General features: G+C 35.2%; 16 protein-coding genes. 3 read left to right on the forward strand and 13 right to left on the reverse strand.

What is annotated here, in order from left to right:
- Nucleotides 1-50 precede the first annotated feature (50 nt).
- Nucleotides 51-1157, reverse strand: a complete 1107-nt coding sequence (gene gpr / locus JNUCC74_RS10615) for a GPR endopeptidase (RefSeq protein ID WP_454065322.1) — start codon at nt 1155-1157, stop codon at nt 51-53.
- Between the two features lie 641 nt (nt 1158-1798).
- Here gpr and rpsT point away from each other — a divergent pair.
- Nucleotides 1799-2065, forward strand: coding sequence for a 30S ribosomal protein S20 (rpsT, locus tag JNUCC74_RS10620; protein WP_454065323.1), 267 nt, complete (start codon nt 1799-1801; stop codon nt 2063-2065).
- Nucleotides 2066-2097: 32 nt separating this feature from the next.
- Here rpsT and holA read toward each other — a convergent pair whose 3' ends face one another.
- Nucleotides 2098-3132, reverse strand: a complete 1035-nt coding sequence (gene holA / locus JNUCC74_RS10625; protein WP_454065324.1) for a DNA polymerase III subunit delta — start codon at nt 3130-3132, stop codon at nt 2098-2100.
- A gap of 358 nt (nt 3133-3490) precedes the next feature.
- Between holA and JNUCC74_RS10630 the strand changes: the two genes are divergently transcribed.
- On the forward strand, nt 3491-3625 hold the full coding sequence (locus JNUCC74_RS10630) for a YqzM family protein (protein ID WP_077320989.1): 135 nt from the start codon (nt 3491-3493) through the stop codon (nt 3623-3625).
- A gap of 759 nt (nt 3626-4384) precedes the next feature.
- Here the strand turns inward: JNUCC74_RS10630 and JNUCC74_RS10635 are convergent.
- The 11 genes from JNUCC74_RS10635 to JNUCC74_RS10685 all read right to left on the reverse strand — a co-directional run bounded on the left by JNUCC74_RS10635 (nt 4385) and on the right by JNUCC74_RS10685 (nt 13112).
- Nucleotides 4385-6649 (reverse strand): DNA internalization-related competence protein ComEC/Rec2, encoded by a 2265-nt coding sequence (locus JNUCC74_RS10635; protein WP_454065325.1) that lies wholly within the window; start codon nt 6647-6649, stop codon nt 4385-4387.
- On the reverse strand, nt 6650-7228 hold the full coding sequence (locus tag JNUCC74_RS10640; protein ID WP_454065326.1) for a ComE operon protein 2: 579 nt from the start codon (nt 7226-7228) through the stop codon (nt 6650-6652).
- A gap of 117 nt (nt 7229-7345) precedes the next feature.
- Entirely contained in the window at nt 7346-7960 is a 615-nt protein-coding gene (locus tag JNUCC74_RS10645; protein WP_454065327.1) for a helix-hairpin-helix domain-containing protein, read from the reverse strand.
- 144 nt (nt 7961-8104) lie between these two features.
- Nucleotides 8105-8848 carry a class I SAM-dependent DNA methyltransferase gene (locus tag JNUCC74_RS10650; protein ID WP_454065328.1) on the reverse strand — a complete coding sequence of 248 codons (744 nt, stop codon included), beginning with the start codon at nt 8846-8848 and terminating at the stop codon, nt 8105-8107.
- 2 nt (nt 8849-8850) lie between these two features.
- Nucleotides 8851-9207 (reverse strand): ribosome silencing factor, encoded by a 357-nt coding sequence (gene rsfS / locus JNUCC74_RS10655; RefSeq protein WP_454065329.1) that lies wholly within the window; start codon nt 9205-9207, stop codon nt 8851-8853.
- Nucleotides 9197-9781: a bis(5'-nucleosyl)-tetraphosphatase (symmetrical) YqeK gene (gene yqeK, locus JNUCC74_RS10660; RefSeq protein ID WP_454065330.1), complete on the reverse strand. Its 585-nt coding sequence runs from the start codon at nt 9779-9781 to the stop codon at nt 9197-9199. The genes rsfS and yqeK overlap by 11 nt, the downstream gene beginning before the upstream one ends.
- On the reverse strand, nt 9771-10337 hold the full coding sequence (locus JNUCC74_RS10665; RefSeq protein WP_454065331.1) for a nicotinate-nucleotide adenylyltransferase: 567 nt from the start codon (nt 10335-10337) through the stop codon (nt 9771-9773). Before JNUCC74_RS10665 ends, yqeK begins: the two co-directional genes overlap by 11 nt.
- Nucleotides 10338-10348: 11 nt before the next feature.
- Nucleotides 10349-10639 (reverse strand): ribosome assembly RNA-binding protein YhbY, encoded by a 291-nt coding sequence (yhbY, locus tag JNUCC74_RS10670; RefSeq protein ID WP_077321005.1) that lies wholly within the window; start codon nt 10637-10639, stop codon nt 10349-10351.
- Between the two features lies 1 nt (nt 10640).
- Complete coding sequence (gene aroE, locus JNUCC74_RS10675; protein ID WP_454065332.1) at nt 10641-11480, reverse strand: shikimate dehydrogenase; 840 nt, start codon at nt 11478-11480, stop codon at nt 10641-10643.
- A gap of 13 nt (nt 11481-11493) precedes the next feature.
- Entirely contained in the window at nt 11494-12594 is a 1101-nt protein-coding gene (yqeH, locus tag JNUCC74_RS10680; protein WP_454065333.1) for a ribosome biogenesis GTPase YqeH, read from the reverse strand.
- 2 nt (nt 12595-12596) lie between these two features.
- A complete protein-coding gene (locus JNUCC74_RS10685) occupies nt 12597-13112 on the reverse strand; it encodes a YqeG family HAD IIIA-type phosphatase (RefSeq protein WP_454065334.1) in 516 nt (171 codons plus the stop codon).
- A gap of 412 nt (nt 13113-13524) precedes the next feature.
- Between JNUCC74_RS10685 and sda the strand changes: the two genes are divergently transcribed.
- Entirely contained in the window at nt 13525-13671 is a 147-nt protein-coding gene (gene sda, locus JNUCC74_RS10690) for a sporulation histidine kinase inhibitor Sda (RefSeq protein WP_077321013.1), read from the forward strand.
- The last annotated feature ends 49 nt before the right edge of the window (nt 13672-13720 follow it).

Genomic DNA, 13720 nt, shown 5'->3' on the forward strand with positions numbered 1-13720 from the left:
CTGTCTTAAGCTGATTAATAGAATGCTCGTAACTTTTTGTATACTCTTTTTTATCTTGAATAAAAAGCAAAATTATCAACATCCACGGTTTCATGTAATGCAGCATTAACACCATTGGCAAGTAAATTTGCCATATCTTTCATAAACCCATCGACTTCTTTTGGTGTAACCATTAAATTATGTCCAAGAGGTGTTAACACTTCGGTAATCAGTTTTCTTTTTTCTTCATCATCAAGACTACCGACAATACCTAAAAACGTTTGTCGTTTTTCCTTGTCTGGCATGTCTTCATCCGTTAAACTTCTATTTCCAAATGAAAGTCCAGCAGGTGTTAAGGATTTAGATGGCTTATCCTTTTCTTTCCATTCCCTTCCAAAATGCTTCAACAAAAAATCGATCGTATCACTAGCGATCGTCACCGCATCTACAACGGTAGGAACACCTATAGCAAAAACTGGAATACCTAGTGTTTCTTTGCTGATTTCTTTACGTTTATTACCAACACCAGATCCTGGATGAATACCGGTATTGGACAATTGAATGGTTTCGTTAACTCTTTCAATTGATCTTGAAGCTAAGGCATCAATACAAATAACAAAATCCGGCTTAAATTTTTCTACAATCCCAAAAATAATATTACTCGTCTCAATGCCGGTTATGCCCATCACACCAGGAGTTATAGCAGCAGTAGGTCGGTAACCTTCTGCAACCGTTTCATGCTCCAGTTCAAATAAATGACTTGTCACTAACACTTTTTCTATCGTCATCGGCCCTAACGCATCTGGTGTAACATTCCAATTTCCCAATCCAACGATTAGACATTTACCCTCTTTAGGAATATTGTTGGCAGCAATTAATGCTTCTAGCTCCTTTGCTAATACTTTCGCTGCTTGCTCTTGTCTTTTTGTGTCCTGACGTTTCACCCCATCCGCATAGATGGTAATATATGTTCCCGACTTCTTTTGCAGTAGCTCAGCTCCTGTTTCATCAATTTCTACACAGGATATTTTTATTCCCTTTTCTTCACGTTCTTTGATCGTTACCCCTTTTATTTCCTGTTCTGTATTTTGTTGATTTTCAACATACATATCCTTTGCTTCCACGGCAAGATCGGTTCTAACTTGATAAGGGACAATATTCTCATTTTTTTGATCCATTCATCGCTCATCCTTTACATATGTTTTATCCGCATTTAAGATGCCCGTCTCCCACTTCAAGAGTGTAAAAACAGGAAGAAATCGACACCTAAATACTCAATTCGGTTCAACGGCCTTTAGGTCATACCTTTAAGGTACTAACATTCCATAGCGGGGAAGGAAAAACCTTATTTAATGAAATCTCCTTATTCTAGCTTGAACCAATTTTGCAAACTCATTCATCTAGAACGAATTGGGATTTAGAAGCTGTTTCTCTGACATAGTTATTAAGCTAATAACCGTTGTTAAAAGCGGGAAGAATACGTATCTTACATGTAGAAAAAAATATAAAATATCCTTCCACAATAATTTTTATACACGCTAATGTAAAATGAAATTCGCTGCATCATTTTTACTTGGCTATATGAATATTTATTTACAAATTGTCGTAAGTTTATTTTCTAAATTTCTTGTTAATCTTATCTTTGTATTTAGAAAAACTTTTTTATTCTTCGACAAAGCTACTTGAAAACAACCGTTTCCTTTGGTAAAATGACCTTTGTCCAAAGACAAAACATAATTGAATTAACAGAAAAATTTGCCTGAGGATAATAACCCATATACATCTCTACAAGTGGCGATGATTTAGGAGGTGAAAGACATTGGCTAATATTAAATCTGCAATTAAGCGTGTAGAAACGAATAACAAAAAACGTTTGAATAACAATACACAAAAATCTGCAATGCGTTCACAAATTAAACAAGTAGAACAACTTATTGAAGCAAAAGATAAGGAAAATGCAAGCATTGCTTATCAAGCTGCAAAGAAAGCAATTGATAAAGCAGTTGGAAAAGGAATTGTACACCAGAATTTTGGGAACCGTCAAAAATCCCGTTTAGAGCAACGAATTAATCAGCTTGGAGCATAAAAAAACGATCCTACAGGATCGTTTTTTTATTATTATTGTGCTCTCGTTGCTTGGCCTGTGACCAAATGATAAAGAAGCATTTCAAATGCCAACTCTTTTTCCATTTTGCCTTGCTTTATTATCCTGTCTGTTTCGGCAAGCTCATTCATAATATATGTAAGCAAATCAATTGTAAAATGCTTTTCTCGTTTTAATGCAATTTTAATTACATATGGGTGAATTCCGAGTATTTTCTCCATTTGCGCTTGTGTATACCCTTTTTGTCTTAATAGTTTAACTCGCAAAAGAGTCCGAAACTGAAAAGCAAGCAGTCCAATCATGGCAATTGGATCTTCCTTTTGTTTTTCTAAATCTTTATAAATTGCTATTGCCCTATATAAATCACGGTTCATAACGGCATCGACTAAGCGAAGAGAAGTACTCGTTGGTGTATGCGACATTAAATCCTCAGCGATCTCTTTTGTCACTTGACCATTTTCACCTACATAGAGCGAAAATTTATGTAACTCATTTTCCAATAACAATAGATTTGTAGACACTTCTGCTTCCAGCATATCGTAAACTTCATTGGCTAACTCAATCTTAAATTGACTTGCAAGTTCGTCAATCCATTTTTTTAGTTCATACTCCTTTATCGGATTACAATTCGCAACAACAGCGTGTTTTTTTATTAATTTCGTTATTTTTTTCCGTTCATCTATTTTTTCATAAGGTGCTGTTAATACTAAGATAGAATAATCTACAGGTGCTGTTAAATACGTTTCTAACATCGATAACTGATGTTCAACGGAATTTTTATCTTGTTTTGCTTTTAAGAACGATGCGTTATTAGCAATCACGAGTTTCCGTTCACCAAAAAAAGGATATGTTTCAACATCAGCAATAACATCTTCAACCGGCATTTCTTCCAAATCATAAACAGCAAGATTGTCTTCATCATTATGAATTACAACCCGCTCCAATTGTTTAATTAAACTTTGTATAAAAAAGGATTCATTTCCATAAAATAAATATACAGGTGATAGTTGTTTTTTCTTAATCTTTTTTAAAGTTTCTAAATAGGCCATCCCATTCACTCCATTTTTCAACATATCTTTATGGTAAATCGTTGTAAAGATAATCGCAAGAGCAAAATTGTTGTATCCATTTTTCGATTTTTTGTTTCATGTCTAAAATCATTTGACATAGGGTAACTGAGAGGGATACTTAACTTGGAAATGATCCCTCTCCAATCTATATCAACGCTTGAATAACTGCCCTAGGAACAGCTAGCCAAACGATATTTGCTTTACTTATAGACTTTCCCTTTTACGTAAAAGTATTGATGTTAAGTCTTTCTAATTTTGGAATGAAGACGTTTATGTGTTAGAATGTGATATAAGTGGACTTTTTATCGTATCTAACTTATATATGGGAGGGGTTAACATGAACGAGTTTGAAAAAGATACGCAATCAAAAACAAATGATATGGTTGATAATATTAAGGGCTTCACCCTTTCATTTGTTTTCTTTTTATTAATATTTGCTATCGGTGTTACAATCAGTGTGTTAGGATCGTAAAGAGACTGTTTAAAGTCTCTTTTTTATGTGATAAAAACTATTTCCGTTTTTATATGATGGATATCGTTTCCTATAGCTTATGCAATGAAGCAAAGCAAACTTCGATCTGTACGGTAAAATTAACATCGGTTCGAATCAAAAAGGAAGGCCGACTAAAAGCGGACTTGCCATAAAATAAAGCATCGACATATCCCTTTGAAAGGTTCTTGTGAAGAGTATGGATGCCTTTCTGTATTTTTGAAAATAATTTTATCATTGTGTGCTTTATTATGCCTTTTATAAAGTAGTGAAATTTTATTTATCGTGCTTTTTCCTTCATCCTATGTTAAAAAGTAACACAAAGGCTGCGTCCTTAAAAAACGTGATGTATTCCCGCCGAAGTTTTTCTAGTCCTTGAAAAAAAAAACGCTTTTTCTGCGTGTGATGGTGATTCAAGCAGTCTCTCTAGTCCTATCAGCCCAAGCGAACCGAAATTCAGATGTCGTTTCCACTGTTTAGACTTCTTAAAACGAGAGTCTTATGGTAGGGATAAAAATTTATATTTCCATAAAATAAATCTTCAATCATCAGGGGTTTTTTTTATCCCCCACTGCTGATTGTTAGTACCACAAGGATTAACCTAAAGGCCTATGAACCGAATCGGACAATTATTGGCAGTTTGGCCCTCCGGTTATCCTTCTAGGGTTCACCCCATAGCATGAAAGGGCAGGTCTAACTGCCAATTACATGTGGGATAAATATAAAGAAATCCATGATAGCTTATGGCCAAAATGTTTTAAATGTTCCGGTATGTTGATTAAACCGGTATTGAATAGCCCCATCTTCATCCGTACGAAGTAACAAAATGGAATCCAAGGTCTTAATTACCTCAGAAGCAGGATGCCCATAGCGATTTTCTCTCCCAACCGATAATAACGCTACCTGAGGATGAAGCTGTTGCACTACGTTCTCATCGGTGGAAGTATTGCTGCCATGATGAGCGATCTTAAGTACATCTACCTGAAGATTTGGATAAGCCTTAGCTATTTCTCTCTCTTCATCCTTCGTTATATCCCCGGTAAACAGCCAATGTGCTTCTCCAAATTTCGTATACAATACAAGCGAATTTTCATTAGCAGCTCGTTTATCCCGCATCGGACCAAGAACATGGAACAGCTGACCATGCAAATTAATTGTCGAGGCGGCTTCTACAAATATTTGTTCCGTTTCTTCGGGTAAGGGAACAATACTTTTTTGTTTTGTATCGTAGTAGTTACTTACTATAATTGAATCCACCGTAAAATCATCAAACAAAAATGGAATACTGCCATTATGATCGAGATCTTCATGTGTGATAAACACCGCATCAATCTTAACAATTCCCCTTGAGAATAAATAAGGCTTCAAAATTTGTTCATAAATACGTCTGGTAGGTTGCTTTTCTTGAAACGAAAATGTTGCGCCTGCATCAATTAATACGACACCTTTTCGGTAAGGCAGTTCAATGATAAATGCATCTCCTTGACCAATATCTAACATCGTAACCAAGCCCCAGGGAGATAAATAAGGACGTAAAGTATTTCCTATAATTACGATTGTCATCAAGCAAGCACAGATAAATGCTTTATACAGCTTATTATTTTCCCAAAACTGCATAAATAAAATGAATAACATATAAAAACCAAGGACTACTATCCAAGGTAACGGGCCCATTATCCAGGGGTAATTTACATAGTTATCGATAAACTTTACAATATTCATTGCTTGTTGATGAATGGTCAGAAAAATCCCATCTACAAATGAAACGATTGCAAGTGGTGAAAATATCAGTAAACCAAACATCATTGGAATAACCAAAAAAGAATAGTATGGGACCATTACCATGTTAACCAAAATAGAAAGTGGCTGAAATAAAGAAAAATAATAAATTTGAATTGGCAATATAGCAATTTGTGCAATAAAGCTAATATAGATTATTTGTACTATTCTTGATGTTGTATTTATAATCAGCTGTTTCGAAATTAATAAAGCGAAAGTAACCGCAAACGAAAGTTGAAATCCCACATGATAAATAATTAACTTATCTAAAGTAACTAGCAGTATAAACACAATACTTAATACATCCGTAACACTCCATTTTATTCCTGTTTTATAAAGAAGAATAAACAGGCAGGTCATTAGACTGGCACGCCAAACGGAGGGCTCACCACCGGCCATAACTGCATACAATGGAAGAATGCAGAATATCACCCACTGTGCATTTTCTTTTGTCATTAGATTCAGCTTTACCAGTAACATATATAACAAAGCAATAACAATTCCTACATGTAATCCGGAAATTGCTAATAAATGGCTCATACTCCAGCGTTGAAACATCTCTATCGTATCTTCATCTAAATAGGAATCATCTCCAAAGACTAACGCTTTTACCCAAGCTGCCGCTTCATCACTTAACCTTTGTCCTACATAGATGAAGACGGTATCTCTAAATTGATAAATAATTGGTAATATACCTCTGCCACTTTTACATTGCAGTTGAGTCATATCCGCTAACACAGCTTGATAGGAAATTCCTTTAGTTTGTAAATAAGAGCGATAGTCAAATTGTCCGGGATTACTCTTGGTCTCTGGAAGTTTTATTTCAGCATTTAATTTGCATGTAGAACCATACTGAATATTTTTTTTGAATGATTTTGGAGGCTTCTTATAAAAATGGATAACTTGGATGTTAGTTGATGTTTGATCGTTTTGTAGGGTAAAGGAAAAGTGGGTATTGGTTTGTTTAACGAGGCTAATAATTTTTCCGCTAAGCTCTGCAGATTGTTTCAAATGAAGTGTCTGTTCCTTTATTGCAAGTGGTTCAAGATAGGTGAAGAAAAATAGAAGAGATAGAAGGGATAGCACGGAAGGAAGGAAGGCTATCCGCCTCTTCAAAAATAAATAGCTTAACCAAATTAGAAATACACCGATGATTAAAGGAGAAATCCAAATGGAGAACATACTTATGACAGCTGCTAATGCAGGAAAATGCCAATATCCAGTCATCTACTCACCTTTATCATTTAATTGAAATAAGTGTATGGCTTCACTTTTTAATCGTTCTATTTCATTCGTTTCCAGGTTGTTTTGTTCTAACTTTTCGAGCAATTCTTGAATTAGCTGCTGCTTCTCTCGATAATTCGTATCAACCAATAAATAATCCAGCTTCACTTTTTTTGTCGCTACGTTTGCCTCAGCGAATAATGAAATAGCATATGGATGATTATGATAATCTTCTGCATAACAGACGGTGCGGATTCCAGCCTGGATTAACTGCTTACAGCACTGTAAGCAAGGAAAATGTGTCACATAAATATCCGCCCCTTCTGTAGCAACGCCAAACTTAGCGCATTGCAATAATGCATTTGCCTCTGCATGAATCGTTCGGACACAATGACCATCAATCACATAACAGCCTTCATCTATGCAATGTACACTGCCAGAAACACTACCATTGTATCCTCCGGCTATAATTCGTTTATCACGTACAATCGTCGCACCTACCATTAATCTTGTGCATGTACTGCGAAGTGCTAATAGATGGCTCTGTGCCATAAAATATTGATCCCACGAAATCCGTTCCATATCCGTTTCCCCCTCTTTTTAAAAAATTATCATAATTTAATATCTAAAGGTCGTTCAAAAAAGATATGATGATCTTAGCTGCCTTCAGCTTTTTATCCCCTTTTTGAGCATATCCTTCTATGGTATTTGAATATCATCTTGAATCGCTTCTAACGTTTTTTCGCCAATTCCAGATACATTCAATAAGTCCTCCATTTGTTTAAACATTCCATTTTCCTCTCGGTATTGGATAATTGCTGCTGCTTTACTTGGTCCAATTCCATTTAATTCCTCAATTTCCTCAGTAGTTGCTTGATTGATGTTTATTTTTTCCGTTGTTGCAGCTCCTGAAGTAGTCGAGATAGCTGAATCCTCATTATTGGCAATTACTTCGATTACCATTTCATCTTGCAATTTTTGTGCTAAATTAACATGTGATTGATCTGCGTTTGCTGTAAATCCACCTGCAGTTTTAATCGCATCAATCACCCGATCTTGTGCTTTCATTTCATATACTCCTGGCTGTTTTACTTCTCCTTTTATATCAATAAAAACAGAGGTATTTGTTGATGCTTCTTCTGAGGATTGATTAGCTAATGGGTCTGTTGAGTCCTCCTTTGGCTTTTCATTAATTATAATAGACGACTCTTTTTGGTTTTGATTTCTTTCATTCGCTAATAATAACACAATAATAATAGCTAATGGAACTGCAATAAGGAAAAAAACTTTTTTTAATTTACTGGTGAGATACATTGGGGTTCACCTCCTTTTAGCTAACTTATAACAGTTAGCTCAACTTTATCTGAAGAGGTATGAGACAATATAAAACATAATCTCCTATCATACTGTCTATTCCACATGTACCATCTAAACTCCTTTTTCATGAATAAAAGATAATTACTTACTTTTTTCTGCTGAAAAGAAAATTCTTGATGTATTTTCGGTTACACTATTTTCTATTATTGAAAAATCACCATATATGTTTATATTTTCAAAGCCTACCCTATCTAAAATTTTTTTATAAAAATCAACTGAAAATGTTCGTTGGTAATGAACTTCATGAAATCTCTTGTAATTGCCTTCTTTATTTTTCACAAAAAATGTCAAGTCATGGTACATTTCACCTGAGTGTTCTCCTTCTGAGCAAAACCATATGTATGCTGCATTATCTGTAACATCAGCAAATGTTTGATCCAAATAGTAATTCCTTATAAAGTCAATGGAGTGTATATCAAATAAAAAAATTCCACCAGGGCTTAAAGCATTGTTGATCTGCTGAAAGGCCTGGATTAACTCACTCTCTGACGTTATATAATTGATGACATCACAAAAGCTAACCGCTGCACCAAGATTACAGAACCCGTCAAGACTTCTTATATCTTGACAGACCCATTGAACCGATACATCCGCTAATCGACTTTTTTGTTCTGCATAAGCTAACATCTCAGGAGCACTATCTATACCGATAACTTGATCAAACTTTTGTGCTAATCGTAATGTAAGCTCTCCAGTACCACAACCTAAATCAGCTAGAGTGATCGCTTTATTACCGAGTAATGACGAGGTAAATTTAATCCACTTATCATAAGGTGCGTCATTCATAAATATATCATAAAGGTCTGCCATTCGTTCATATGCCATAGCTATTGGTCCTGTCTTGTTAAAACTGGAATTTCTGTAGCATCTCCCCAAAGCCGCTCTAAGTTATAATAACCTCGCTCATCTTTATGAAAGACATGACAAACTACGTCACCTATATCTACTAAAATCCATCTAGCTTGGTCAAAGCCTTCTAATCGATACAAAGTAACTTCATTTTCTTCCATTTTTTCTTTGATTCCTCGAGCAATTGCTTGTACTTGTCGCTCATTATTACCATGACAAATTAAAAAATAATCAGCTATTAAAGAAACCTCTTTCATATCAAGTACCAGGATGTTTTCTGCGCGTTTATCATCACAAGCTTCTGCCGCTAATTGTACAATGTTCTTATTTTCCACTAACTAATTCCTCCTTAATTTTTCGATTAAAATAATTATATGCCTGAAATGTATCAGGATAGATGGTAGCCTGTTTTCCGAGCAAATACTGAATAGTATTTGTTAATGCCATGAAACAAGCTTGTTCTAAATTCTTTTTTGCTACTTCTCTTACTTTATCCACTCCAGGGAATTTTCTACCCGGTTCCATATAATCTGCTAAAAAAATAATCTTTTCCAGCTTACTCATATACGCCCTACCAGTTGTATGGTAGTGAACTGCCTCTTGGATCACTTTGTCTTGGATGCCGAGTTCTTTTTCTACTAACAGAGCACCAACCGGACCATGCCATAGCTCATGATGATATTGAAGCAAATCCTTTGGTAAAGATGTAGTCAAAATCCACCGAGCCATTTCCTCCTTTGAACGATATTTGGCGTAATCATGTAACACACCGGCTAATTCCGCCTTATATTCATTTTCTCCAAACTGATTAGCTAATTTTTTAGACAACTCAGCCACTCGTAATGAATGGGCAAATCGCTCTTTTGTAAGCTGTGGTTTCACTTTCTCTATCGCTGTATCAATATCCATATAAATGATGCTCCTTCAAATAATGATAAACGGATTGAGGTAACCAATAGTTTACAGATTCCCCTTTAGCACAACGTTTTCGCAGCAATGTTGATGAAATTTCAATTAGGGGTATATCAACTTCTTTAATAGGAAAACTGCTTTTTAATTGATAATTTGGCCGTTTCACCCCAACGAAAGTAACTAATTCGGAAAGTTCCTCAATCCGATGCCACTTCGGTAAATATTCAACCATATCTGCACCAATAATAAAATAAAATTCCTTATCCAAATAACGTTTTTGCAATTCCTTAATCGTATCAATCGTGTAAGACTTACCGCTTCTTTCTAATTCCACTGTATTCACCTTAAAATAAGGATTATCCTTAATAGCAAGCCGAACCATCTCTAACCGATGATCCGGACTTGTTTTTGCCTCTTCCTTATGAGGAGGTGTATAAGATGGGATGAACCAAATTTCAGCTAAATGTAATGCGAGCCGAACTTCTTCCGCAATAATTAAATGTCCAATATGTGGTGGATCAAAAGTTCCCCCTAATATACCAATTCGTTCCATGATACCACCCTTTACGGAAGTTGAATATGCTTATTTTCTTTAGATTCTTTATAAAGGACGATGTTATTCCCTATAATTTGTACAATTTCAGCACCTGTTCCTTCAGCTAATTGTTCGGCAACGATCGTTTTATCTTCTAGGCAATTTTGTAAAATGCTTACTTTCAATAGTTCTCTTTTCTCCAAAGCATCTTCAATTTGAGTAACCATATTTTGATTTACACCTATTTTACCAACTTGAAAAATCGGCTTCAGTTGATTTGCTTCAGCACGTAAAAAACGTTTTTGTTTCCCTGTTAACATACTATCTTCCTTTCAAAATTTGCTCTAACTCATCTTCCATCATTCCAATATCTGGCTTTTTCCCGGTCCAGATCTCAAAAGCATATTGTGCCTGATATAGTAACATCGTATGACCATAATGGACAGGTGCTCCACTCTTTTCTGCCTGCTGCAAAAATTTCGTCTTCATCGGTTGATAGATGATATCACTATAAATCACATTGGACGGAAAATTCTTGTTTTCAATTATTGTTTGCTCTATATTAGGCTTCATACCCACAGAAGTTGTCTGAATCACAATATCATAATCCGCTAACTTTGCTTCTGCTTCCACGAAGGACAACACTTGGGAGTCTTTATTTGCATAACGACAAATAGTAGCAGCCTTTTCTTTTGTTCGATTAGCAATGTCAATCTGATCAAAATGAAACTGATCCAATGCAGTAAAGATCCCTCGAGCAGCGCCACCCGCACCAAGAATCAGTGCACGACGAGGTGTCATTTTAAACAAGTTTGGAAACTTATCCTGTAAAGAACGTACATAGCCGACTCCATCTGTGTTATAACCGATCCATTTTCCATTTTTATTTATTACCGTATTAACAGCTCCAGTTCGATTAGCAATCGGATCTATCTCATCCAGAAAAGGCATGATCTGCTGTTTAAAGGGAACAGTTACATTAAAGCCATGTACGTTTATGGACTTTAAATGCTTGACAATCCCTTCTACAGGTGTTTGTTGCGTAAACTCAAATAGTGAATACGTTCCTTTGGTTGACGTTTTCTCCATAAACCGTTCGTGTATCCACGGTGATAACGAATGAGAAATTGGATATCCGATTAAGCCGAAACGATATACCACTAGTACTCTCCTCCTAATTAAATGAATCCCTTATCGAAACAGCAACACCTTTTGGTCGATGGGCTGTTACGGTAGCTCCATTTCCTAAAATACTTACCCAGCCTAAACCAGGAAAAACAATATCATACTTACCTGCCTCTATGCGAAATGTACTCGCAATAAATGGTGGAACTTTATCGACAGAGGCTTTTGTTGGTGGGGATAATAATTCTCCTAAATGGTTTTCGTATAGTTCGTCTGCCTTTTCCAGTTTGGTTCGATGGATGGGTAATTGATTTGAAAAATAACAAACAAACGATTGCTTATCCCCTTTTATAAAATCTAATCTTGCTAAACCGCCAAAATATAAAGTTTGTCCATGATTTAACTGATATACTCGTGGCTTTATTTCCTTGTTCGGCGTGATTACTTTTAAATCATCCTTAGAAATATAATGCGCCATCTGTTGTTTATTTACAATACCGGGAGTATCAATTAGAGATGAATTATCGTCTAATGGGATTTCAATAAAGCCAAGCGTCGTCCCAGGAAAATAGGAAGTGGTAATTACTTCACTATATCCAGTGGATTGCTTGATTAGTCGATTAATAAACGTTGATTTACCTACATTCGTGGTACCTACGATATAAACATTCTTCTCTTTTCGCTGTCTTTCAATTTGCTCTGTTAATTCTTCCAACCCATGGCCTTTCATAGAAGAAATCAAAAAACAATCTACTACCTTTATTCCAGCTTTTTTCGCTTGAGCACGAAGCCATTGCAATAATTTTCTTTTATTTGCAGATTTAGGGATAAGATCCACTTTGTTACCGACTAACAGGATCGGTTTATTACCAACAATACGCGACAAGCTGCTAATTAAAGTCCCGTCTACATCAAAAATGTCAACGATATGAACGACAAGACCTTGAGTGTTTCTGATTGTTCCAACCATTTTTAAAAAGTCGCCATCTGTTAAAGAGACATCCTGTATTTCATTATAATGTTTTAATCGAAAGCATCGTTGACATAATACATCTTCTTTAGTTAGTGAGGATGGAGGTGTATACCCAAGCTCACTTTTATCAGTTGTCTGAATATGTACCCCGCAGCCTTGACAATAAATTGTTTCCAAATTTATTCCTCCCAGCTAATCTTTCCTTTTTTACGCATATATGCAAGGATTCGACGTTCAATTTTTCGATTAATTCTCGTTAATCGTCCATCTGTTTGAATGATGGGAACAACTAATATAGTATAAAATCCCGCGATGTTCCCACCAAATATATCCGTTAAAATTTGATCGCCAATGACAACAATTTCCTCTTTTTTTAATCCCATTTTTTTAGCGGTTGTTTTAAATGCCTTTGTTAACGGTTTACGAGCACTAAATACAAATGGCGTATCTAACGGTTCCGAAAAGACCCTAACTCTTTCACTGTTATTATTCGATATAATTGTAACCTTAATGTCATGTTCCTTCATTAATTGAAACCATTGAATTACTTCTGAAGTTGCATCCTTAACATCCCAAGCGACTAATGTATTATCCAAATCGGTAATAATACCTTTAATTCCCTTTTCTTTTAAAGCACTCGGATGGATTTCAAATATACTTTTTACATGCTCATTCGGCAAAAACTTCTTCAGCACAGTTACACCTCATTATCATCTTTCTACTTACTACAAGATACAATTATAACCTTATCCTTTTCAACTTTCTAGAAAAATAAAGAGAAGTCCTTTATAAATTTTAATAAGCTGTTTGCCTTGAATTTTTATTCATAACACATTATATCGTTGCTTTTAGTTTTCATGAACGTCGTATAATATGCAAGTTATTTGAATAAATCGTTCGACAAATCCCCCCTTTTTTTGCACTGTGGATAACTTTATTAACATTTTTCGAGTTGATTTATATGCGTTTCTAGCATTTTTTCCAATTTTGTACACAGGTTATCTACAGCCAATTGTAGATAACTTCAACCTTGTCCTAGATTTAGGTTCATGGTAAATTATTAATAACTTATTACAGAAGATTTTTACTTTTAGGAGGGCTGTATTTATGGAACATTTGTCGGACGAACTATTGCTCGAATCATACATTACAGCAAATGAATTAAATCTAAGCCCTGATTTTCTCTCTTTAATTGAAGAAGAAATTCATAGAAGACAGCTATCGGATAAAATAAAAAACATAAAATCAGGTTAAATTTTTATCGCTATATTAAATATGAAGAAACTAAAAAACCCTTTACGAA

This window comes from Cerasibacillus sp. JNUCC 74 (assembly GCF_053667775.1).

Coding starts and splice junctions, on each gene's coding strand:
- gpr (WP_454065322.1), bottom strand. CDS start 1,157: ATGGATCAAAAAAATGAGAATATTGTCCCTTATCAAGTTAGAACCGAT.
- holA (WP_454065324.1), bottom strand. CDS start 3,132: ATGGCCTATTTAGAAACTTTAAAAAAGATTAAGAAAAAACAACTATCA.
- JNUCC74_RS10630 (WP_077320989.1), top strand. CDS start 3,491: ATGAACGAGTTTGAAAAAGATACGCAATCAAAAACAAATGATATGGTT.
- JNUCC74_RS10635 (WP_454065325.1), bottom strand. CDS start 6,649: ATGACTGGATATTGGCATTTTCCTGCATTAGCAGCTGTCATAAGTATG.
- JNUCC74_RS10640 (WP_454065326.1), bottom strand. CDS start 7,228: ATGGAACGGATTTCGTGGGATCAATATTTTATGGCACAGAGCCATCTA.
- JNUCC74_RS10645 (WP_454065327.1), bottom strand. CDS start 7,960: ATGTATCTCACCAGTAAATTAAAAAAAGTTTTTTTCCTTATTGCAGTT.
- JNUCC74_RS10650 (WP_454065328.1), bottom strand. CDS start 8,848: ATGGCATATGAACGAATGGCAGACCTTTATGATATATTTATGAATGAC.
- yqeK (WP_454065330.1), bottom strand. CDS start 9,781: ATGGATATTGATACAGCGATAGAGAAAGTGAAACCACAGCTTACAAAA.
- JNUCC74_RS10665 (WP_454065331.1), bottom strand. CDS start 10,337: ATGGAACGAATTGGTATATTAGGGGGAACTTTTGATCCACCACATATT.
- yhbY (WP_077321005.1), bottom strand. CDS start 10,639: ATGTTAACAGGGAAACAAAAACGTTTTTTACGTGCTGAAGCAAATCAA.
- sda (WP_077321013.1), top strand. CDS start 13,525: ATGGAACATTTGTCGGACGAACTATTGCTCGAATCATACATTACAGCA.